The following is a 19016-nucleotide window of genomic DNA, read 5'->3' on the forward strand; positions in this document are numbered from 1 at the left end:
TCAACTTATCAACGTCCAGCAAACACACCTTTGCTGGACATTTTTGTGTCAGGAAGGCGGGTATCGGCCAATGGGGCAGCGCATCGGGTACGCCCGAGTCTCGACAGACGACCAGAACCTTGATTTGCAGCACGACGCGCTGCGCAAGGCTGGCATTGCCGATGACCGCCTCTACTCCGACACCGCGAGCGGCAAGGACGCCGACCGCAAGGAGCTGCTGGCTTGCCTCAAGGCGCTGCGCGAGGGCGACACCCTTGTGGTGTGGCGGCTGGATCGCCTTGGCCGCAGTCTGCCAGACCTCGTGCGCATCGTCGGCGAGCTGGAACATAGGGGCGTCAGCTTCGAGAGCCTGACCGAGAAGATCGAGACGGGCAGCGCGGCGGGCAAGCTGGTCTTTCACGTCTTTGCGGCGCTTGCCGAGTTCGAGCGCAATCTGATCCGTGAGCGCACGCGGGCCGGTCTTGTGGCCGCCCGTGCCCGAGGCCGCGCCGGCGGCCGGAAGCCCAAGCTCAGTGAAGCCCAAATCAAAGAGATCAACCAGATGGTGGATGCCCAGAAGCTCCCCATCGGGCGAATCGCCGAGCTGTACGGCGTCTCGCGAACCACCATTTACAAAGTCGCACCACGCAGGGAAAACGAAGCGGGTGAGGCGCAGCCAGTGAAGAAGCCATGATCAGAACCATCCTCCAACAGTACCGAGACGAGTCCGCCTTCAACCGTGACCTTGGCGACCGCTTTGAGCGCCTGATCCGGGCCTACCTCAAGCTCGATCCCCAGTACGTCGCCCTCTTCTCCGACGTTTGGATGTGGAAGGATTGGCCCGAGCGCGAGGCCTATGGCTACAAGGCACCGGACACCGGCATCGACTTGGTGGCCAAGCTCCGTGAGGACGAGGGCTTTTGTGCCATCCAGTGCAAGTTCTACGACACACCGATTCCGCTGGGCGACCTTGGCAACTTCTTCACGCTGTCAGGCAAGGGCGGCTTCACGCAGCGCCTGATCGTCGCCACGGCCAATCTGAGCAAGCACGCGGCCGACGCGCTGGAAAACCAGACCATCCCGGTCGAGATGATGACCTTGGAGGACTTGGACGCATCCCCCATCGACTGGTCGCAGTTCTCGATTGAGAAGCCTGACCAGCTCCGCAAGCTGCCAAAGAAAGACCCCCGCGAACACCAGAGCGAAGCCTTGGTGGACGTGCTCAAAGGCTTCAAGACCAGCGACCGCGGCAAGCTCATCATGGCTTGCGGAACCGGCAAGACCTACACGTCGCTGATCGTGGCGCAGGAGATGGTCAAGCCGGGCCAGACCATCCTCTTCCTCGTGCCATCCATCGCCCTGCTGTCGCAGACGCTGCGCGCGTGGACGGCTGACGCCAGCGTGCCGCTGCGCTGCTTCGCAGTGTGCTCGGACAGCAAGGCCAGCCGCAACGAAGAGGACATGCGCATCTATGAGCTGGCCTACCCGGCCACGACGAACGCGGCCAAGCTCGCCAAGTCCATGACCGAGACGCAGGACAGCACGGCCGTGACCGTGGTGTTCTCGACCTATCAGTCCATCGAGGTGGTGCATCAGGCCCAGCAGAAAACCGGCATCGAGTTCGACCTGGTGGTGTGCGATGAGGCCCACCGGACAGCGGGCTACACCGCGCCCGGTGACGATCCTTCGGCTTTCGTGCGCGTGCATGACAACGCCTTCATCAAGGGCAAAAAGCGGCTTTACATGACCGCCACCCCGCGCATCTACGCTGAGGCCAGCAAGACCAAGGCCGAAGAGTCGAATGTGCAGGTGTACTCGATGGACGATGTGTCCACCTTCGGCCCCGTTTTCCACCGCCTGCGCTTCGACGAGGCAGTGCGGCGCGACCTCCTGTCCGACTACAAGGTGCTGGTGATCGCCGTCGATGAGCTGCACGTCAGTCAGGTACTGAACCAGCGGATCGCCGACAGCGGCGACGAACTCAAGCTGGATGACGCGGTGAAGGTGGTCGGCTGCTGGAACGGTCTGGGCAAGCACGTCGCGGCCGAGGACGGCATGGACATCAGCGGCGACCCGCAGCCCATGCGCACAGCCATTGCGTTTGCGCAGTCAATCAAGCACTCCAAGCTGCTGACTGCCGAATTCGAGAAGGTATCCAACGACCTCGGCGACCAGATCGACTACCTGCCTGCGCTGGAAGCCAAGCACGTTGACGGCACCATGAACGTCGTCGAGCGCAATCAGCGGTTGTCATGGCTCAAGGGCAACATCGGCAAGGAAGAGCCGGTGTGCCGCATCCTGACCAACGCCCGATGCTTGTCTGAGGGTGTGGACGTGCCCGCGCTCGATGCCGCCATCTTCCTGAATCCCCGCGACTCGGTGGTGGACGTGGTGCAGTCGGTCGGCCGCGTGATGCGCAAAGACCCCGCAGGCCGGAAGAAGTACGGCTATGTGATCCTGCCAATCGGTATCCGCAAGGACACGTCGCCCGAGGCTGCGCTGGACGACAACAAGAAGTACCGCGTGGTGTGGCAGGTGCTCAACGCCCTGCGCGCCCACGATGACCGCCTTGATAAGCAGTTCGCCACCATCGACCTGATGGGCAAGAGCAACGGAGTGGTGAACGTCATCGGCGTCGGTGCTGGCAATGAAAAGACAGATCGCTTGCCCGAGCAGCTTGGGTTCTCGTTCGACCCGGTGGAGCTGGGCAAGTGGCAAGACGCCATGTTCGCCAAGATCGTCAACAAGTGCGGCAACCGTCGCTACTGGGAGGACTGGGCCAAGGACATCGCCGAGATCGCCGACCGCCACCAGATGCGCATTCGCGCTCTGCTGGAAAAGCCGCACAGCAAGGGCAAGAAAGCCTTTGACGAGTTCCTCAAGGGTGTTCGCAAGAACCTGAACCCGAGCGTCAGCCAGAACGACGCCGTGGAGATGCTGGCACAGCACATCATCACCAAGCCGGTGTTTGATGCGCTGTTCGAGGGCTACGCCTTCACCAGCAAGAACCCGGTTTCCCAATCCATGCAGAAGATCATGGACATCCTTGAGGCGCAGGCCTTGGACAAGGAGCACGAGACGCTGCAAGGGTTCTATGCCAGTGTGCGTGAGCGTGCTTCGGGCATCACCGACCCCAAGGGGCGGCAGAAGATCATCGTCGAGCTGTACGACAAGTTCTTCAAAACGGCTTTCCCGCGCATGGTCGAGCGGCTGGGCATCGTGTACACGCCGGTCGAGATCGTTGACTTCATCTTGCACAGCGCAGACGCTGCTCTGCAAGAGCACTTTGGCACCCGCCTCGCCGACAAGAACGTCCACATCCTTGATCCGTTCACCGGCACCGGCACCTTCCCCGTGCGGCTGATCGAAACAGGCTTGATCCCGGCCGACAAGCTGCCGTACAAGTACCGCCACGAGCTGCACGCCAACGAGATCGTGCTGCTGGCCTACTACATCGCAGCCATCAACATCGAAGAGTCATTCCACCGCGTCACGGGGCAGGACTACGAGCCGTTCCCCGGCATCGTGCTGACCGACACCTTCCAGATGAGCGAGCCACAGAATGGCGACATCGACGAGGGCCTGCCGGAGAACCACGAACGGGCCGACCGCCAGAAGGCGCGCGACATCCGGGTCATCGTGGGCAACCCGCCCTACTCTGTCGGTCAGGACAGCGGCAACGACAACAACCAGAATCTGAACTATCCACGGCTTGATGGGCGTATCGCGGCCACCTATGCGGCGTACTCCACCGCCACGCTGGTGCGCAGCCTCTACGACTCCTACATCCGTGCCTTCCGCTGGGCTTCGGATCGCATCAAGGATGAGGGCATCGTTTGCTTCGTCACGAACGGCGGCTGGGTTGATGGCAACACGATGGACGGCTTCCGCAAGACGCTCCAAGATGAGTTCTCGGACATCTACGTGTTCAATCTGCGAGGCAACCAGCGCACCAGCGGGGAAATCTCGCGCAAAGAAGGTGGCAAGGTGTTTGGCTCAGGTTCGCGCAGCTCAGTCGCGATCACCTTGTTGGTCAAGCGAAAGGGCCACGTCGGCAATGCAAACGTGCGTTACCACGACATTGGCGAGTACCTGACGCGCGAGCAGAAGCTGGAAATTGTGACGGGCTTCGCCAGCTACAAGGCAGTGCCTTGGGTGGCCTTGCAACCCAACGAGCACCACGACTGGATCAACCAGCGCAGCGGCAACTTCAACGAGTTCGTTCCGTTCAATGACGAAGCCGGGGCCATCTTCGCCACAAGAACGCCGGGCGTCTCAACCGGGCGTGATCCGTGGGTCTACAACTACAGCCAAGGGGCGCTGATCGCCTCTGTGCGGAAGATGGTCGCCTCCTACACGAACATCTTGAGCACCCTTGTGTCGAATGGCTCGCTCGCGACGGCTAAGACAGAGAAGGATGTGGCGGGCTTGGTGGACAAGAATCCGAAGCTCATCAAATGGACGAGAGGGTTGCGGCAATCCATTCTGAGGCAGCGGGCCGCAGAGTTCGTGCCCGAGAACCTCTGTCTGGCGAGCTACCGACCATTCTCCAAATCGTGGGTGTACTTGGACACGATGTGGTCTGAGTACCGGCCCACCAAGCTGTATCCAACACCTGCCCATGAAAATCTGGTCATCCAGTTGCCGGGGCCGGGTGAGGATCGACCATTCTCCGCGCTGGTGACGCGGCTCATCCCCAACATCCACCTGCTGCACGGCGGGCAGTGCTTCTCCATGTATTGGTACGAGAAGCAAGGGGCTAACGGTCAGGTCAAAGGGCTGTTTGACGCCGCCACGGTTGTTGATGGCTACATCCGCCACGACGGCATCACTGACGTGGCGCTCGCAAACTTCCGCAAGCACTACGGTGACGCATCCATCACCAAGGAAGCGATCTTCTTCTATTGCTATGGCGTTCTCCACTCGCCCGAATACCGCGAGCTGTACGCATCGGATCTCAAGAAGGTGCTGCCACGGGTTCCCTACGCGCCTGACTTCCGTGCCTTCGAGAAGGCCGGGCGCACCCTTGCGGCGCTGCACCTTGACTATGAGACGGTGGAGCCATGGCCTGTCACAGAAGATGCAAAGCCCAAGGGCGACCTCAACGACTTGGCCTACTACCGCGTCGAAAAAATGCGCTTCGCGTCAAAGGGTGGCCGCGAGAAAGACCGCAGCGTCATCGTGTTCAACAGCCGCATCACGATCAAGGGCATCCCGGAGCAAGCCTACGACTACATGGTGAACGGGAAAAGCGCCATCGAGTGGGTGATGGATCGGTATGAGGCCGCCACCGACAAGGAAAGCGGCATCAAGGACGATCCAAACGAGTGGTGCCGGGAGAGCAACGACCCTGCCTACATCCTGAACCTGCTCAAGCGCGTCATCCGCGTGAGCATGGAGACGGTCGAGATCGTCGGAGGCCTGCCGTCGCTCCAATGACGGCAGAAGGGAGAGAAGAACAATGTCCGACCTGACCGCGTTCGAGGGGCGCAAGCTGGAAAAGCTGCTTGGCATGGGCAGCGGCTACGTGCTGAACTTTTCCGACCGCACCTACAGCGAATTCTTCATCGACTACCGCATCGACATCGACGCGGCCCAGTACCGCACGGGCGGCGACTCCAAGGCCAAGCGGATGCGCACCTTCTGGGCCGTCGCGCCCAACAATACAGTCGGCCGCGTGCTGGAAGGTCTGATCGCCTACGGCATCGACGAGCGCTGTCTGGGTGACAGCAGTCACGAGCTGATCGACGCTTGCCGCGTGATCGCGCAGCGCTTGCTCGCCGACCAGCCGGTGGCCGAGCTGGACTCGCTGACGGCCAACTCCGATGACCGCGACTTCGAGGTGGTGGCAGAGCACGTCCGCGAGGCCATCGAGAAGAACCAGCCCGAGGGCGCGCTGGATCGCCTGCACACCTTCGTCATCAAGTTCATCCGCATCGCCTGCGAGCCACACGGCATCGAGGTGAACCGGGACAAGGCCCTGCACAGCATCTTCGGCGAGTACGTCAAGGCGTTGCGTGAAGGTGGCCACCTTGAATCGCAGATGGCCGAGCGCATCCTGAAATCCAGTATTTCGGTGCTGGAATCGTTCAACGACGTGCGCAACAACAAGAGCCTCGCGCACGACAACCCCATCCTGAACTACGAGGAAAGCCTGCTGATCTTCAACCATGTCGCGGCGTCGATCCGCTTCATCAAGGCGCTTGAGTTGAAGATCAAGCAGAAGGCCGAAGCAGCGAAGAAAGCGAGCTGGGAAGATGACGAAGTGCCCTTCTGACCGGCTGCTGGCCAGCGCGGTACTGGCGTGCCTGCTGGCAGGCCCCGCGATGGCCGCCGATGACCCGGCCAAGCCGCCGATGGTCGGCCCCAGCTTCTGGAAAATCAGCCAGCTCTACGAGCTGTGCACGAGCCAACACCAGACGGATCGTGCCCACTGCGAGGGCTTCATCACGGGCGTGGCCAGCACCTTGCAGAACGAGCAGATCAGCCGTGTGCGCGTGTGCATCCCGAAGGGCACAAGCAGCAACGACGTGGTGCAGAAGGTGGTGTGGTACTTGAGGGAGAAGGCCGACGCCGACGACATGAAGATGGCGGCCGTGAGCCTTATAGGCCCGCTGCTGCCCGTGCTCTACAACTGCACGCCGGGCCAGCAGCCCAAGTTTTCGCCCTGATAATTCGGGCTGACTGCCTTGTAGCGGCGTTTTCCTCCCTGACAGCCCGCAGTCTTTCACCGCCTCGCCATGCGAGGCGGCTTTCTTGGTGCCTACGCTCCGTGACCGATGCGCTCCCACGCTTCCTTGAACGTCTCGTGCTCGTAGTCGGTCGGCTGTAGCCAGTAGGACACCCTGCCCTCTTTCTCCCCACGGTGTGCGCGCTCCGTCACCTCGGACGGCAGCATGATGTAGGCCGAGGGCGCGGTGGCCACCTTGTTCACGATGATCCAGAAGTCGCCCATCACCTTGTCGAGCGACGTGCCCAGCGGCACCGGGTTGCGCTTGCTCAGGGCCTTCACCTGCACACCCACGAACCGGGAGGCATCCCGGCTGTAGGCAATGATATCTACCCCTCGCGCGTTGCGCGCCGTGGGCATGACGTTCCAGCCCATCAGCGATAGCCGGTAGCAGCAGTAGTACAGACCGACGTTGCCGGTCAGTTGAGGGTCGAGGGTTGGATGCAGGCTCACGAGAACAGCTCGGAATGCGTCCCGCTGCGCACGAAAACGACCAAGCCGCTCTTGCCTGAATCGTCGAGCCGGTAGATCAGCAGGAAGTCGCCGCCGATGTGGCACTCGCGATGGCCCGCCCAGTCACCCGTCAGTGGATGGTCGAGCCATTCAGGCGGAAGCGGCCCATCGTTGGCGATGAGCAGCAGCATGGCCTCTTTCAGCCGGGTCATGTCGTACCGGCCGGAGTGGGACAGGCGCACCCAGTCCTTCTGGAACTCTTTGGTGTAGTCCGATGCGCGAGGCAGGTTTGCCCGCTTACTTGCCGCTGGCTTCTTCGAGGTCATTCAAGAGCGAGTCAGCGGTTGCGAAGCGAGCGCGACGGCTCTTGATGATCTCGTTGGCCTCAGCGATGGCGACGCGGCTGGTGGCGTTCGGTGCCTTGAGCGCGAACGGCAGTTCCTTGTCGGCGACGACACGGGTCAGGAACACGCGGATCGCATCGGAGACGGTCAGGCCCATCGAGGCCAGCGTTTCCGCAGCCTGTGCCTTGACGTTCTCGTCCACGCGGACGTGAACCATAGTGGTGGTAGCAGCCATGACGGCCTCCTATTGCGACTGATTGAGATACATTGTATCGCGCGCCGCGCACAATCGCAAGACGACGCCTCCCCCCACCGGTTTCCTCATTCATAGGTATGTATATAGGTAGGTATATACATACCTATAACGACCACGGCAACAGCTTGGCTATGTTGCGCGAGTCGTCGAGACCTCGGTGGTGCGCGCCATCGAGCGGCAGGCCCACCATCTGCAACGCACGGGCCATGCCCACCTCTTTGATCTTCCGGGCTTTGGCAAAGCGGCGCTTGAGGTTCACATGCGCGAACGCTGCGAGCGGGCTTTCGATGCCGTGTCGCTCGCAGTCACGCGCAAGCTGCTTGGCGTCGAATTGGCCCCAGCTCCCCCACGTTGCGCCCTCGGCTTGATGCAGTTGGGCGAAGCTGGCCAGCCGTGCCGCGACCGCTGGGAAAAACTCAGCACCGTCCACGTCGGCCTGCTGGATGTTGGTGAGCTGCCGACAAAACGGCGTGAGTTGAGGGCGTACCACGGGGCGCACCAGCGCCTGAAACGTGTCGAGGACGATGCCCTCAACCGTCGCCCAAACCGCGCCAATTTCGATGACCTCCATGTCGGTTGCCGGGAGGCCATCGGCATCGTCGCAGGTGGCCTCAAGGTCGATGACCAGCATCATGGGATGCGTCTCCGAGCGATGGCCGGTGGCATCTCGCGGACTTCCACGTCGGAGACAGGCGGCCACCAGTGGCCAGCCTTCATAGCGGCAATCTGGTCGGGTGGTAGCTCGATGGCACCGAGGTAGGAAGACTGCCACCACTCGACCCACTGCACCAGATCAGCACAGGACGCGCTCCGCTCGACCTGCGGAATGGCCAGCACGCCAGCCATCGCGTCGGCTACGGCCCACGCGCTGGCCATGTTGCCAACGGCAGCCGCTAGGCGAACGCGCGCCGAAGGCGCGGACAGGCCAAGATTGCTGTCGGTGGCCACCAGCTTGTCGCGGTCGGTGTCGGCCCACCCCTCTGGGTTGTCATCGACGGCTACCCATTGCGTCAGGCCCGCTCGATCCACGTAGCGGCGGATTTGCTGATAGCGGGTCGCTGTGTCCCACCATGTTTCACGGCCAAGTGGGCGCTGCTCGTCGTCGGTAGCCATACCAGAGTGCCACGTCGCGCCAATGACCCTCGTCCGTAGCTCGGCGGGCAGATAGTCGCGGGCACGGGCAAAACGCAGCTCGCGCGCCCAGCTCGTGCTCAGAACGATCTGGACGTGTGGACGCTCTTTCAGCAGCTCGGCCAGCGCGTCCGCCCACATGAACAACTCACCATCGGCGCGCAGCACCGGCCGCCCGCGCTCCAAGTACACCGCGTCAGCGTGTAGCACGCCGTCGTAGTCCAAGAACAAGATCATCGGACAGCCTCCGCGATGAGGGCGCTGATCCGCTCCACGTCATAGGTCATCAGTCCGCGTTTCGGGTTGACGTGGTACAGGTTGGCAGCACCACGCGAAAACAGGCCCGGCATGTCGTCAAGGGCCAGCCACGGCTCGCCGTCGCGCTTGTTCGCAGCCAGCCATGCCAAGCAGTCCCGTTCCCGACTCTGCTCCTCGGCGTCATGCCGCAGCAGCGGCGTTGCGTCGATAACCTGCTCGGCCACGTCCTCGCCTCCGTGCTGGCACGCAAGGCGGCGCAGTTCATCCAGCGGGCGCTCAAACCGCCATCCAGTGCTCAACACCGCGCGCACGTCAGGATGACGCCGCAGCAGCTCCCACAAGAGCGGGGCACAGGAAAAGTGCTTGCTGTCGTCGCCGTTGGTATGCAATACCCCGTCGAAGTCAACAAACAGGATCATGATGATCCTCGCCCCGCTTGGCGCAGCCGGAAAAGGATCGCGATTCGCTCACCGTTCGAGACGGCAATTTCACCGGCTCGCCAGTCTGGGCTACGAACATCCTCGGCGGTCACGCCTTCAGCGCGCAGCAGGTCGGCGAGGCTCGCAGCATCGTTATGCCGGAGCACACGACCACCGCTGAGGCGTGCAATTAGGCAATCGCCGTCCTGCGTGATGGCGACAAGCGATTCCAAGCCCGGAGGCTCAAAGCCAAGCGACCGCATGAAAGCCAACTCCTGTGCCGGGATCAATGACACATCCATCATGGCCGCTGCCTCGGTGTACAGGTGATGGCAAGCCCTGCCGTCGAGCTTGGCTGCCGTAGTGCCACTGCTGCGGGCCAACTCGGAGAGCACGGGGTAATCGGACAGAGGGTAGACCGCGTGCATTACGGCAGGTCGTTCATGGCTGTAACCCCTCTGCGCGGCTGTCGCGGTGCCAGCTACCCATGACCCACTGTTGCCAGTCGGTCAGCCAAGCGCAGGGACCTACATCCGGCACGGCAGGGGCAGCACTGCCCCGCAGTGCCTGCTCGAACTGGTGACGCCAAGGCGCTGGAATGTCAGCCAGTGCGATGTAGGCGTAGGCGGTACTGGTGCCCATGCGGCGCACGGGAACGGCTGCAATCAGTTCGTCGCGGGTCATGGTTGCAGCCCTTCCGGCCCGCGATTGGTACCAAGCCACTTGCCCCGCACCCAGACCTCCCAATCCCACGCATAGGCGGCACGCCCCACGCCCTCGAACACTGGGCACTGACAGCCGTAGAGCGCCGCCCAGAATTGATCCCGCCACGGCTGGGGGATGTCGTCCAAGGCGACGTAATACGGTTGTCCGGCGTGCTCACGCACCGGCACGGCTGCAATCAGTTCTTCGCGGGTCATGGCGTGCCCCCGTGCATACGCTTCAACACCGGGGCATAGATGTAGAGAGCCCGGTTGATGATGTCGCGCTTGCTCGGCGTCAGTGCCCGGCGCTCGCCAAGAACAGTGGTCAGCTCGTGGTCAAGGGCCGCGATCCGTTCGTAGTTCGGGGCCGCCTGCTCTTGCTCCAAGTCGATCTCACAGTTCAAGTACCCGATGTACTCGGCGAGTGTCTCGGTGGCAGCCTCAAGGCGTGCCGTTTCGGCAATGGGTGAGGATGCGTTCATGGCGCAATCCCCGGCACTTTCCTCTGAGCAATGAAATCCGCTTGCGTGATCGAGCCTTCTGGTGCGTGCTCGGCGCAGCGGGTCATGTGACAGCACCCATGAACCAGCGTCTGCCCCGGCTTGCCACAGTGTTCACAGATGCAGGCGGACATGGCCTCAGCCATCGTAATCATGCCCCACTGCTCCGGGCTGGCGTCCCCCCGTGGGTAGAAGCACAGCTCGCCCCACTTCTCTTTCACTTGGCTGGCGACAACCTGCGGCGCTTTGTTGTGATCCGTCCAGAATTGCAGGCGCTCGCAAAGTGTGTCGATCAGGTCGAACCATCCATCGCCGCATGAAAAGCCCCAGCCCATGCAGCTCTCTTTGATGGAGCGGCGACGATCCGCGAAGATCAGCGGGTAACGCTGGCAGAGCAGCTCATCGAGTTCTTTTTTCATAGCACTCCCTTGAGGGTATCGACCAGCGACTGCCCTCCCCTGCGATCCAGCCAGCGCGCTTGCATCCCGAAGGCCTGCGGCCCGTCGAAGTCGCAGCGCTTGCTGTCGCCCACGAAAACCGTCTCAGCCGGTGCGCAGCCCAGCTCGGCGCACGCGAGTCGGTACATCGTCGGGTGTGGCTTGGCTACCCCGACCTCATACGACAGCACGTAGGCGTCCAGCTCGGGCACGAGGCCGCGCACGGCCGGGCCGTACTCATAGGCAAGGTTCGAGCAGACGGCCAGCCGCAGGCCTGCGGCTCGCGCCTTGGCCAGCACGTCCGGCACCTCGGGAAACAGACGCAGGCCGGACAGCTCTTCGGCCAAGTCGGGCAGGATCACGTCGAGCTTGTCCCCCACGCCTATCTCGCTGGCGAGGGTCGCCAGTGGCACATTGCGCGTCAGGCAGGCGAGCCGATCCATCGGCCGCCCGCTCGCGTCCACCAGACTCCCATAAGGTGCCGGGCGCGTGGTGTAGCGGATCAGGGTGCCGAAGGCGTCAAAGATGAGGGCTTTTGTTGTTTTCATGTATGTATATACCTACCTATATACCTACATACCTACTCGAAAAGCTCGCGCTCGAACTCGACGCCCGCCACCACCAGCGGCTCGCCGCTGGGCCAGCGCTTGGGCGGCTGGTGATCGCTGATGACCTGCACGTCGGTGTCGTCGTTGACCACGGCCACGTCGGCGGCGTGCAAAGCGGCTTGCTTGCTCGCCCGCTCGAAGCGGCAGGTGTTGGGGTCAAATGTCCAAAAGCGCATGTCAGCCTCCTTCGTTGGTCTGTGCTTTCTTCCGCTCGTGTTCGTCGAGCAGCCGTTGATATGACTCGTAGGCGGGCGTGCCGGGTGGCGCGAAGTTCGGCAGCAAGCCGATCTCGCTTTCCTCCTCGATGATCGGCCGCCCTCTCACCGGCTCCGGCATCAGGCCCAGCTCGCTGACCACGCGCATCAGTGCCCTGACCTCTTTGCGAATGGCCGCAATGTTCTCCGTGGTGGTGCTCGCATAGCCCTTGGTCAAGCCAATGCGAGCGACGCGCGCACTTTCGGCCAGCGTATCTAGCTCGAACTGCGCCGCAGCCTTCTGCTCTTCCTCGTCCTGCCTGACGCGCCATTCCCGCCACTCTTCAACTTCGGCCGGGGTGAGGATCGCCAGCACATCGGCAGGCAGCTCGCGTTCTTCGCGGTCGAACTTAGCGACCACGCGCTGGACGTTTTTTCCTTCGGGAAAATCCGGCGTTACTTCGCGCACCCGGCGCAGGCACTGGACTCTGTGTCCCTCTCGATAAGTGCCGTCCTTGTCGCGGTGCCGGATGATCTTGAACTGCATGGGCGCGTTCTCTCCTGATTGTTGTTGCGTACAACTAAAACTATACGCGATAGCGCAAAAGTCTGCTACCATCCGCTTGTGATCGGTAGGTATATACATACCTACCGATCACAAGCGGAGCGACGGACAGGCCATCGTCGGTCACTGGTTGGCAGCTATGCTGCTGTGTCGGTATGTATGTATATAGATAGGAGCACCCCATGATTTTTGCCTGCGTGAATACCAAAGGCGGCGTCGGGAAGACGACGACGGCCGTGCATTTAGCAGTGATGCTGGCCCGTCAGGGCAAGACCCTCTTGATCGACGGCGACCCGCAGGCCTCGGCCGCGAGCTGGGCTGCTTGGCGGCGTGAGACGCAATACGACCCGTCGCCCACCACCACCTGCCTCGCTGGCAAGGCGATCTTGGCCGAAGGCAAGCAGTTGGCCAGCGGCTTCGAGCACGTCGTTGTTGATGCCGGTGGCCGTGATTCGGTCGGTCTGCGCTCCGCGCTGCTGCTGGCCCAACGTGCCGTGATCCCGATTGGCGCGAGCAATCTGGACGCTGCCGCCATGACCGACTTGCTCGAAGTGGTCGAGCTGGCCCGCGACTACAACCCAGAGCTGGATGTGCGCGTTCTGCTGACCCGTGTCGATCCGCGCACCAAAGATGCGGCCGAGATGGCGGAATTCTTGGCCGAGCAGAAGCTGACCGTGCTGCCGACCAAGGTGTGCGAGCGCGTGGCTTTCAGGCGAGCCATCGGAGAGGGCGCAAGCGTTCAGGAACTTGGCCGCGACCAAGCCGCCATCAGCGAGATGGAAGCATTCTTCCGGGAGGTGATGGCATGAAGGCCAAACCGGACATCGGCTTTGCTCAACGCAAAGACTTGAACGAGTTTTTGGAGAGTGGCGCGGCTGATCGCGCCGAGAAGCCAGCGGCACCAGTCGCCCCGCCACCGGCCGCAACGCCGCCCGTGGTTGAGGAAGGGCCGCGCTACGGCCGCGCACGGGTGCAAAAAATCTTCAACTTCCCGGAAGAGCTTGCGGATCGACTGCGCGAAGAAGCGCTCACGCGATCCAAGCAGAAGGGCACGCGCGTCACGGAGAAAGACCTCGTGGTCGAGGCGCTGGAAGCCTTTCTCAAGCGCTGATAGGTATGTATATACCTATCTATGTATATACATAACGATTTCGAGTATGGACTATAGTCCATACAAGTGGCGACACCAACATCATGCAGCGACAGGCGCAACGAATTCTGATATTGTTGCGATTGGGCGCGGAATAGGGTATAAACGATGCTGACGACAACGACTAGCGTGGTCGCGCCGAAGGTTTTGAAGGAGCTAATCGCTGCTGGGTCAGTTTCCGCCGCAAGGGTGGAACCCGGTGACAAGGGCCTTCTGATCGTCGTGCGGGCCGGAATGAATGAGCGAGTGCTGGGTGCTGCCCGTGGCGGCCTTCGGTATTTCCAGAGCTTGGACGGCGCGGCAAGCGTGCTCCAAAGCTATGGAATCATGAAGTTTGATGTGAGCACGGAGCACTGGGTGCCCAAGACAATGGTGCGCGGCTACAAGCAAGCACCGGCCTCGCTGGACGCAGAGTGACCGTGAACAAGAAGGAGAGAGCTGACCAGACAGCCGAAAACTGGAGAGTCAGAAACGACAAAGCCCGCTTTGGCGAGCGGGCCTTGACAGATAAACCGGGCAGGGTGCCCAGACAAGTACAGAGGCCATCTTGGCGGGTGGTCTCCGTATCAGCGCAATGAAGCGACTAAGAATGCTTCCATTGTACGTGTCTTAGCCCCTGCGCGCAAGCGTGCGCTCGTCCATACGGACGAGTGAAAAGGGGTTATGGGACAGATAGCAACAGCATCACACGATGACGACCGTGAAAGCGCAGTCCGCGAAAACACACTGAAATCGCGGTTCGATGAGCCTGCGTCGCCCATGAAGCGGGTGATGGAACAGGCTCCATATATTCCGCGCTGCTCGGACGACAAGACTGCGACCAAAAAGCGGCCGACCGTCTATGCGGTTCGCTGGCCCTACATGCAGGTCAACCGACCGGGCATGGTGTCATGGCTCGTTTTTGACTGCGACCATGCAGATGTTTTCCGCTGGGAAGCAGCCGGGCTGCCCCCTCCCAATCTCATCGTCACCAACCGCGAAGGCCGGGGCGACGGATTCCACCTGTTCTACGCGATTACGCCGGTCTGCACGACCGAGGCTGCGCGCTCGCGCCCACAGGACTACATGCGCGCCATTCGTGATCGGATGGTCGAGCTGCTGGGTGCTGACCCCAACTATCACGGCAGTGGCGTCACCAAGACGCCCGGCCATCCGTGGTGGCACACCATCGAGCTGCACGCACACGAGTATTCGCTGGGTGAGCTGAACGAGTATTTCGAGCTGCCCAAGAGGGAGCGCCGCTTCGGCAAGGTGCCAGACCTGTCGCTGCACCATCACGCCCGGCACGCGACCCTGTTCCATGAGCTTCGCTATTTCGCCTACAGCATCGTCGGCGGGATGAAGGAACAGAGTACCTACGACGCCTTTTATTCGCGCCTGATGACCGAGGCCCAGCGCCTCAACAACTACGGCTCCAAGCGCGGATTTTTCGACTTCAAGCGCATGGTGCCCCACACCGATCTGCGCAGCTCACAAGTTCGCGCCACGGTGCGATCCATCGCCCGGTGGACGTGGAACAAGTACACGGGCGACGGCCGCTGCCATCGGGGCGTCATGGCCCTCGACAAGTCGCTGCCGCTGCCTGATCGCCAGCGCCTCGCGGCCGAGCGCACCCACTCAGAACGCACCAAAAAGACCGGCGAGCGCGTCCTGACCGCTTGCCGCGTGCTGCGCCAGAAGGGCGAGCAGCTCACGCAGGTGGCCATCGCGGCGCTGACGCGCCTCTCCCGTCAGACCGTGGCCAAGTACCAGCAACTGATCGACGAATTCGACTGGCTAGCACCAGAGGCCCCAGCTCCGAAGGAGGAGGGCGCTCGCCAACCGATGGTTGTTAAGTTTGCTGCATGTCAGATACCCGCCCCCCCGGCCGCCGTAGGCGAGTCCGGCATTGCTGCTGTTGACAGTCCTGTTCGGGGTGCTCGTTTGAGGCTTGTGGTCGGTGGTGCCCCGCCTGAACTTGATTCGAGCTGAGGTGCGGTGGTTTTGGTTTTGAGTAGCCCAAGCGATTTTTTAATCGCGAGTAGCCGCAAGTGGGTTGTGGGTAAGTCCGCAGGACTTATCCATCAGCCCGCGCGCAGGGCGAAGCCCGGAGGGTGTTCCGCCGCGCGTCAGCGCGGCCCCCCCCCCCTCAGTTTTCGGCGTGGCGGCCGTGTCGGTTGAACGGAGTTCGGAGGATGTAGCGTATGGCTCGACGGTCTTTTGACGATGAAACGCTCGCATGGGTGCGGGAGATGCCGCTGTCGCAGGTGCTCGACAAGTTGCGAGACGATGGGCAGTTGTTTTGGCGTCGCGATCCTGACTTCGTGCCGGAGAAGGACAAGCGGACGGTGCGGCTGTTTTTGTCGTCCCCATCGGGTTTCGCTTGGGAAGTCTTGGTGACGGGCCTCAAGTGGTTTGACGTGCGCGCAGGGAAGGGTGGAGGTGGCGGCATCGACCTCGTGATGCACTTGCTGGGCATCGACTTCGTGAAGGCCGTCAAGCTGCTTTCGTCCGGTGCCGGTGTGGCTGGCCAGCGTCGTCCAGTTCGGCCGCAGTGAAATTCGGGCGGCTCGCTGCTGCGCATCGAGCCTCGCAAGCGAGTCTCGACCCCTGCGGGCTTCGATCTTCCCTCCCTGTCGGTCGGCCTGCCGCTTTCGCCGTCCCGGCGACCAGAAACCTTGCCGGTTTCTGGACTTCCCGCATCCGTACTTGCCGGATTGGCCGCAGGGGCAGGCGGGGGGAAATACAACCCCCACCTGCTCCCTGCTTGGAGGCTGGCGAAATCTGTCCTCGCCACAAGGGGCCGCTTCGCTTTCCGGCCCTCCCGTGTCCTCGCCTGCGGCTGCGGGCCGCGCCAGTCGGGCCTCCAACCCCTTGCAGCGATGCCATCTTCCGCAAACAGCCAACAGCCGAACACCAGCCGGGTCGATGCCCGGCCAAGGCCTCTTTTGTAGGTATGTAGGTAGGTATATACCGATTGGGAGCGAGTCAAGCGGCTTGTGTGGCGCTGGGGAAGTCGTGATGCAACGATGGTGGCTTGGTCAACCCCCGGAGATCGACACCATGCAAACCACCAAAACCACCCCGTACCACTGCGCCGAGCTGCGGCGCTCTGTGCCCGTGCTCCAGCGGATCGAATGGGTGAGCGGGATCGGCCAAGACGATGCCGAGCCGGTTGTGCTCGCCGAGACCTGCGCGCTGGCCAGCCGCTGCCCGAGGGTCGCGCACTGTCCGCTGACGGCCGACGAGTAGGGCGGCCCAGCCGTCGCGCACCTCAAAAAATCCTCTTTTATTTGTTTATTAGTTTGTTTGTTTCTTTGTTTCTTTGTTTGTTGTGCTATAATGCTTGCATGGTCGGCGAAGAGGTGGTCTCTGAGCGGCAAGCCTGAAAGGTGGACTTATGAAGTACGGCATCGGTGATCGAGTGAAGGTTGCATTCCCGGCGAATGAGCCGTTCCCTTCGGGGGAGGCGGTTGTCGTTGAATGCGTGCAAGAGGGTGCGTCTTGGTACAAGGTGGCGGTGCTGCCTGAGGATGCTGAGTTTTGTTCTGGCAATCCTGATCGGACGTATCAATTGACTGATTCTCAGATCGTCGGTCTTGCCAGTCAGTCCACTGGGAGTTGATATGCGTCCAGCCGAATTTCCCGTGGAAGCCATCATCGAAGCCGGTCAGGCCCTGCAAGCGGCCGGGCGCAACGTCACCGGGTTCGCGCTCCGGCAGAAAGTCGGCGGCGGCAACCCAACGCGGCTCAAGCAAGTTTGGGATGACCACTTGGCCAAGGCTCAGCCGGTCGTGGAATTGCCCGGCGAGATCGTTGACGCACTGGCTCAAGTCACCAAGTCGCTGACAGAGCAGCTTGCGACGCTTGGCGCAGGGTTGTATGCCCGCGTCCATGAGGATGCGCAGCGCAAGATTGCAGCGGTCGAACGGGATGCGGCCGTCGAGGTCAATGAAGCCACCACCGAAGTGGATCGCGTCGAGGCAGTGCGTGACGCTGCACTGGCTGAGATCGAGGCCTTGAAGGCGAAGCTCGCCGACTCGCAGGCTCAAGCGCAGACGCAGGCCGTCGAGCTGGCCCAGTTGCGTGAGCGTTTGTCAGCATCTGGCACGGAGCTGACCCATGCCCGTGAGGAACTTTCGCAGGCCCGCAATCAGGCCTCGGACGCACGGGAAGAGGCCGCCCGCCTGCGTGGTCAGGTCGAGGCCATCGAAGGCCAGCGCGCCGAGCTGGTGAAGGTCTTGGCCGAGCGGCCGGTGGCAGCGGAGAAGGGCGCGGACAAGGCTGAAAAGCCAGCATGGAAGGGCACCAAGTGAGCACGCCGCGCAGGATCGCGGCGCTGATCGCAGACCTGCGGCTGACCGCATCGAGCTTGCAGCAGGTCATCGACGGTTGCCAGATCGCCGGGCCGGGGGCCGAGCTGCTACAGCATTACCCCAAGATGCTTGCCGAGCTGGCAACACGCTGGGACAGCGAAGCCGAGCGGGTCGAGTGGCCCGAGGACTTGCCGCGCGAAGAGGTTTTCACGCCTGCCGAGGTGGCCGCCATCGACGCGACCGAGGCCTTGCTGGGCAAGCTGCGTGGCGACGGTTCGACCGGCGCGCGGCGGTAGGTCGAGAGGCTGCGGGCCAGACGGCGGGCCGTGTCCCCGCTGAACGGCTCACCGATGACTACCACCCGCTTTTCGCCGAACTGCTCGCGGGCCGGTGCGCCCCATGCCGGGGGCACCAGACACACGACAGCCTCGCATTGGGCCAGCGTGCCGTTGTGCCGCAGTGCTGCAAAGACGCATCCAGCCTCGTAGCTGATCCAGAACCGCAGATCGCGGTCGCGCGGCGTGTCCGGCGTCAGCATCAGGCGCTTGCGCAGCTCGGGCGGGTAGGCATCGCAGACTTCGGCGGCCGACAACTTGGCCGAGTGGAACACCGCCACATTGATGTTGGGACGGTGAGCCACGAAGGCGGCCAAGCTCTGGCGTGCTTCGGGCGTGGAAAGAATCGAATCGTGCTCGATCAAGATCAGCATGGCAGGGCCTCCCCCAGTGAGTGACGGAGTGGGCAGCGAACACCGCTGACCAGCTCCTCATTGAAAACAACACGCGCCAAGGCGGCTTGCAGCCGCTGCGCAGCTTCCTCATCGAAACCACAGGGGCACAGGATCAGCGGCGCACCCGAGCGGGTCGCCTGCTCGATGTAGCCCTGTGCATCCCAGTTCGGCACCACGGCCGCCCAGTAGAGCTGCCGCGTCCTGCGCAGCGTGCCGGTGATCTCGCGTTCCGGCTGCTCATCCGAGCGCACCGGCCGGTGCGC

The 19016-nt window shown here is 62.4% G+C and carries 27 protein-coding genes and 1 pseudogene; 12 read left to right on the forward strand and 16 right to left on the reverse strand.

Annotated features, from left to right (window positions below):
* Positions 1 to 70 precede the first annotated feature (70 nt).
* The 4 genes from CSQ88_RS15525 to CSQ88_RS15540 are packed head-to-tail and all read left to right on the forward strand — an operon-like array spanning position 71 to position 6650.
* Entirely contained in the window at positions 71 to 673 is a 603-nt protein-coding gene (locus tag CSQ88_RS15525; protein ID WP_099398998.1) for a recombinase family protein, read from the forward strand.
* The gene (locus tag CSQ88_RS15530; protein WP_099398999.1) at positions 670 to 5418 is read left to right on the forward strand and encodes a type ISP restriction/modification enzyme; all 4749 of its coding nucleotides are present in this window, start codon (positions 670 to 672) and stop codon (positions 5416 to 5418) included. Before CSQ88_RS15525 ends, CSQ88_RS15530 begins: the two co-directional genes overlap by 4 nt.
* Positions 5419 to 5440: 22 nt before the next feature.
* Positions 5441 to 6256: an abortive infection family protein gene (locus CSQ88_RS15535; RefSeq protein WP_099399000.1), complete on the forward strand. Its 816-nt coding sequence runs from the start codon at positions 5441 to 5443 to the stop codon at positions 6254 to 6256.
* Entirely contained in the window at positions 6237 to 6650 is a 414-nt protein-coding gene (locus CSQ88_RS15540; protein WP_099399001.1) for a Rap1a/Tai family immunity protein, read from the forward strand. Before CSQ88_RS15535 ends, CSQ88_RS15540 begins: the two co-directional genes overlap by 20 nt.
* Before the next feature lie 92 nt (positions 6651 to 6742).
* On the opposite strand, the gene CSQ88_RS15545 is transcribed toward CSQ88_RS15540, so the two are convergent.
* The 14 genes from CSQ88_RS15545 to CSQ88_RS15610 all read right to left on the reverse strand — a co-directional run bounded on the left by CSQ88_RS15545 (position 6743) and on the right by CSQ88_RS15610 (position 12560).
* Positions 6743 to 7162 (reverse strand): hypothetical protein, encoded by a 420-nt coding sequence (locus CSQ88_RS15545; RefSeq protein ID WP_213362870.1) that lies wholly within the window; start codon positions 7160 to 7162, stop codon positions 6743 to 6745.
* The gene (locus CSQ88_RS15550; RefSeq protein WP_089418472.1) at positions 7159 to 7488 is read right to left on the reverse strand and encodes a type II toxin-antitoxin system YafQ family toxin; all 330 of its coding nucleotides are present in this window, start codon (positions 7486 to 7488) and stop codon (positions 7159 to 7161) included. Before CSQ88_RS15550 ends, CSQ88_RS15545 begins: the two co-directional genes overlap by 4 nt.
* Entirely contained in the window at positions 7460 to 7741 is a 282-nt protein-coding gene (locus tag CSQ88_RS15555) for a type II toxin-antitoxin system RelB/DinJ family antitoxin (protein ID WP_099399002.1), read from the reverse strand. Before CSQ88_RS15555 ends, CSQ88_RS15550 begins: the two co-directional genes overlap by 29 nt.
* 124 nt (positions 7742 to 7865) lie before the next feature.
* Complete coding sequence (locus tag CSQ88_RS15560; RefSeq protein ID WP_099399003.1) at positions 7866 to 8396, reverse strand: 3'-5' exonuclease; 531 nt, start codon at positions 8394 to 8396, stop codon at positions 7866 to 7868.
* The gene (locus tag CSQ88_RS23020; RefSeq protein ID WP_180273678.1) at positions 8393 to 9130 is read right to left on the reverse strand and encodes an HAD domain-containing protein; all 738 of its coding nucleotides are present in this window, start codon (positions 9128 to 9130) and stop codon (positions 8393 to 8395) included. The genes CSQ88_RS15560 and CSQ88_RS23020 overlap by 4 nt, the downstream gene beginning before the upstream one ends.
* Positions 9127 to 9570: an HAD domain-containing protein gene (locus CSQ88_RS15570; protein WP_099399004.1), complete on the reverse strand. Its 444-nt coding sequence runs from the start codon at positions 9568 to 9570 to the stop codon at positions 9127 to 9129. Before CSQ88_RS15570 ends, CSQ88_RS23020 begins: the two co-directional genes overlap by 4 nt.
* Positions 9567 to 9998, reverse strand: a complete 432-nt coding sequence (locus CSQ88_RS15575) for a hypothetical protein (protein WP_099399005.1) — start codon at positions 9996 to 9998, stop codon at positions 9567 to 9569. Before CSQ88_RS15575 ends, CSQ88_RS15570 begins: the two co-directional genes overlap by 4 nt.
* A gap of 13 nt (positions 9999 to 10011) precedes the next feature.
* Positions 10012 to 10323 (reverse strand): hypothetical protein, encoded by a 312-nt coding sequence (locus tag CSQ88_RS15580; RefSeq protein ID WP_180273679.1) that lies wholly within the window; start codon positions 10321 to 10323, stop codon positions 10012 to 10014.
* A complete protein-coding gene (locus tag CSQ88_RS15585) occupies positions 10251 to 10490 on the reverse strand; it encodes a hypothetical protein (RefSeq protein WP_099399007.1) in 240 nt (79 codons plus the stop codon). Before CSQ88_RS15585 ends, CSQ88_RS15580 begins: the two co-directional genes overlap by 73 nt.
* Entirely contained in the window at positions 10487 to 10756 is a 270-nt protein-coding gene (locus tag CSQ88_RS15590) for a hypothetical protein (protein WP_099399008.1), read from the reverse strand. The genes CSQ88_RS15585 and CSQ88_RS15590 overlap by 4 nt, the downstream gene beginning before the upstream one ends.
* The gene (locus CSQ88_RS15595; RefSeq protein ID WP_099399009.1) at positions 10753 to 11193 is read right to left on the reverse strand and encodes a hypothetical protein; all 441 of its coding nucleotides are present in this window, start codon (positions 11191 to 11193) and stop codon (positions 10753 to 10755) included. Before CSQ88_RS15595 ends, CSQ88_RS15590 begins: the two co-directional genes overlap by 4 nt.
* Entirely contained in the window at positions 11190 to 11759 is a 570-nt protein-coding gene (locus tag CSQ88_RS15600) for an HAD family hydrolase (protein ID WP_099399010.1), read from the reverse strand. The genes CSQ88_RS15595 and CSQ88_RS15600 overlap by 4 nt, the downstream gene beginning before the upstream one ends.
* Positions 11760 to 11791: 32 nt before the next feature.
* On the reverse strand, positions 11792 to 11995 hold the full coding sequence (locus CSQ88_RS15605; RefSeq protein WP_013124614.1) for a hypothetical protein: 204 nt from the start codon (positions 11993 to 11995) through the stop codon (positions 11792 to 11794).
* A gap of 1 nt (position 11996) precedes the next feature.
* Positions 11997 to 12560: a hypothetical protein gene (locus tag CSQ88_RS15610; protein WP_099399011.1), complete on the reverse strand. Its 564-nt coding sequence runs from the start codon at positions 12558 to 12560 to the stop codon at positions 11997 to 11999.
* 200 nt (positions 12561 to 12760) lie between these two features.
* On the opposite strand from CSQ88_RS15610, the gene CSQ88_RS15615 reads away from it, so the two are divergent.
* The 8 genes from CSQ88_RS15615 (at position 12761) to CSQ88_RS15650 (ending at position 18023) form a co-directional block, all read left to right on the forward strand.
* The gene (locus CSQ88_RS15615) at positions 12761 to 13387 is read left to right on the forward strand and encodes a ParA family protein (RefSeq protein ID WP_099399012.1); all 627 of its coding nucleotides are present in this window, start codon (positions 12761 to 12763) and stop codon (positions 13385 to 13387) included.
* Entirely contained in the window at positions 13384 to 13689 is a 306-nt protein-coding gene (locus CSQ88_RS15620) for a hypothetical protein (RefSeq protein ID WP_099399013.1), read from the forward strand. The genes CSQ88_RS15615 and CSQ88_RS15620 overlap by 4 nt, the downstream gene beginning before the upstream one ends.
* A 147-nt stretch (positions 13690 to 13836) precedes the next feature.
* The gene (gene parC / locus CSQ88_RS15625) at positions 13837 to 14145 is read left to right on the forward strand and encodes a ParC family partition-associated protein (protein WP_099399014.1); all 309 of its coding nucleotides are present in this window, start codon (positions 13837 to 13839) and stop codon (positions 14143 to 14145) included.
* Between the two features lie 342 nt (positions 14146 to 14487).
* On the forward strand, positions 14488 to 15699 hold the full coding sequence (locus tag CSQ88_RS15630) for a replication initiation protein (RefSeq protein WP_099399021.1): 1212 nt from the start codon (positions 14488 to 14490) through the stop codon (positions 15697 to 15699).
* Between the two features lie 212 nt (positions 15700 to 15911).
* Positions 15912 to 16265 carry a hypothetical protein gene (locus CSQ88_RS15635; RefSeq protein WP_034372897.1) on the forward strand — a complete coding sequence of 118 codons (354 nt, stop codon included), beginning with the start codon at positions 15912 to 15914 and terminating at the stop codon, positions 16263 to 16265.
* A 505-nt stretch (positions 16266 to 16770) separates the two neighbouring features.
* A complete protein-coding gene (locus tag CSQ88_RS15640; RefSeq protein ID WP_099399015.1) occupies positions 16771 to 16959 on the forward strand; it encodes a hypothetical protein in 189 nt (62 codons plus the stop codon).
* Between the two features lie 148 nt (positions 16960 to 17107).
* Complete coding sequence (locus CSQ88_RS15645) at positions 17108 to 17332, forward strand: hypothetical protein (RefSeq protein ID WP_099399016.1); 225 nt, start codon at positions 17108 to 17110, stop codon at positions 17330 to 17332.
* Between the two features lies 1 nt (position 17333).
* Positions 17334 to 18023 carry a DNA-binding protein gene (locus tag CSQ88_RS15650; RefSeq protein ID WP_099399017.1) on the forward strand — a complete coding sequence of 230 codons (690 nt, stop codon included), beginning with the start codon at positions 17334 to 17336 and terminating at the stop codon, positions 18021 to 18023.
* Positions 18024 to 18138: 115 nt separating this feature from the next.
* Here CSQ88_RS15650 and CSQ88_RS15655 read toward each other — a convergent pair whose 3' ends face one another.
* On the reverse strand, positions 18139 to 18732 hold the full coding sequence (locus CSQ88_RS15655) for a hypothetical protein (RefSeq protein WP_099399018.1): 594 nt from the start codon (positions 18730 to 18732) through the stop codon (positions 18139 to 18141).
* Positions 18726 to 19016, reverse strand: a pseudogene (locus CSQ88_RS15660) (hypothetical protein); the annotation flags it as partial. The gene CSQ88_RS15655 and the pseudogene CSQ88_RS15660, both read right to left, overlap by 7 nt.

This window comes from Iodobacter sp. BJB302 (genome assembly GCF_002735645.1).
In the GTDB taxonomy this organism is placed as follows: domain Bacteria; phylum Pseudomonadota; class Gammaproteobacteria; order Burkholderiales; family Chitinibacteraceae; genus Iodobacter.

What these genes read in the sequence shown, in the direction of transcription:
- CSQ88_RS15550 (WP_089418472.1), bottom strand. Translation starts at nt 7,488, where the DNA reads ATGACCTCGAAGAAGCCAGCGGCAAGTAAGCGGGCAAACCTGCCTCGC.
- CSQ88_RS15575 (WP_099399005.1), bottom strand. Translation starts at nt 9,998, where the DNA reads ATGCACGCGGTCTACCCTCTGTCCGATTACCCCGTGCTCTCCGAGTTG.
- CSQ88_RS15650 (WP_099399017.1), top strand. Translation starts at nt 17,334, where the DNA reads ATGCGTCCAGCCGAATTTCCCGTGGAAGCCATCATCGAAGCCGGTCAG.
- CSQ88_RS15640 (WP_099399015.1), top strand. Translation starts at nt 16,771, where the DNA reads ATGCAAACCACCAAAACCACCCCGTACCACTGCGCCGAGCTGCGGCGC.
- CSQ88_RS15590 (WP_099399008.1), bottom strand. Translation starts at nt 10,756, where the DNA reads ATGAACGCATCCTCACCCATTGCCGAAACGGCACGCCTTGAGGCTGCC.
- CSQ88_RS15600 (WP_099399010.1), bottom strand. Translation starts at nt 11,759, where the DNA reads ATGAAAACAACAAAAGCCCTCATCTTTGACGCCTTCGGCACCCTGATC.
- CSQ88_RS15585 (WP_099399007.1), bottom strand. Translation starts at nt 10,490, where the DNA reads ATGACCCGCGAAGAACTGATTGCAGCCGTGCCGGTGCGTGAGCACGCC.
- CSQ88_RS15630 (WP_099399021.1), top strand. Translation starts at nt 14,488, where the DNA reads ATGAAGCGGGTGATGGAACAGGCTCCATATATTCCGCGCTGCTCGGAC.
- CSQ88_RS15555 (WP_099399002.1), bottom strand. Translation starts at nt 7,741, where the DNA reads ATGGCTGCTACCACCACTATGGTTCACGTCCGCGTGGACGAGAACGTC.
- CSQ88_RS15610 (WP_099399011.1), bottom strand. Translation starts at nt 12,560, where the DNA reads ATGCAGTTCAAGATCATCCGGCACCGCGACAAGGACGGCACTTATCGA.
- CSQ88_RS15620 (WP_099399013.1), top strand. Translation starts at nt 13,384, where the DNA reads ATGAAGGCCAAACCGGACATCGGCTTTGCTCAACGCAAAGACTTGAAC.
- CSQ88_RS15530 (WP_099398999.1), top strand. Translation starts at nt 670, where the DNA reads ATGATCAGAACCATCCTCCAACAGTACCGAGACGAGTCCGCCTTCAAC.
- CSQ88_RS15615 (WP_099399012.1), top strand. Translation starts at nt 12,761, where the DNA reads ATGATTTTTGCCTGCGTGAATACCAAAGGCGGCGTCGGGAAGACGACG.
- CSQ88_RS15540 (WP_099399001.1), top strand. Translation starts at nt 6,237, where the DNA reads ATGACGAAGTGCCCTTCTGACCGGCTGCTGGCCAGCGCGGTACTGGCG.
- CSQ88_RS15525 (WP_099398998.1), top strand. Translation starts at nt 71, where the DNA reads ATGGGGCAGCGCATCGGGTACGCCCGAGTCTCGACAGACGACCAGAAC.
- CSQ88_RS15655 (WP_099399018.1), bottom strand. Translation starts at nt 18,732, where the DNA reads ATGCTGATCTTGATCGAGCACGATTCGATTCTTTCCACGCCCGAAGCA.
- CSQ88_RS15645 (WP_099399016.1), top strand. Translation starts at nt 17,108, where the DNA reads ATGAAGTACGGCATCGGTGATCGAGTGAAGGTTGCATTCCCGGCGAAT.
- CSQ88_RS15635 (WP_034372897.1), top strand. Translation starts at nt 15,912, where the DNA reads ATGGCTCGACGGTCTTTTGACGATGAAACGCTCGCATGGGTGCGGGAG.
- CSQ88_RS15605 (WP_013124614.1), bottom strand. Translation starts at nt 11,995, where the DNA reads ATGCGCTTTTGGACATTTGACCCCAACACCTGCCGCTTCGAGCGGGCG.
- CSQ88_RS23020 (WP_180273678.1), bottom strand. Translation starts at nt 9,130, where the DNA reads ATGATCTTGTTCTTGGACTACGACGGCGTGCTACACGCTGACGCGGTG.
- CSQ88_RS15560 (WP_099399003.1), bottom strand. Translation starts at nt 8,396, where the DNA reads ATGATGCTGGTCATCGACCTTGAGGCCACCTGCGACGATGCCGATGGC.
- CSQ88_RS15535 (WP_099399000.1), top strand. Translation starts at nt 5,441, where the DNA reads ATGTCCGACCTGACCGCGTTCGAGGGGCGCAAGCTGGAAAAGCTGCTT.
- CSQ88_RS15595 (WP_099399009.1), bottom strand. Translation starts at nt 11,193, where the DNA reads ATGAAAAAAGAACTCGATGAGCTGCTCTGCCAGCGTTACCCGCTGATC.
- CSQ88_RS15570 (WP_099399004.1), bottom strand. Translation starts at nt 9,570, where the DNA reads ATGATCCTGTTTGTTGACTTCGACGGGGTATTGCATACCAACGGCGAC.
- parC (WP_099399014.1), top strand. Translation starts at nt 13,837, where the DNA reads ATGCTGACGACAACGACTAGCGTGGTCGCGCCGAAGGTTTTGAAGGAG.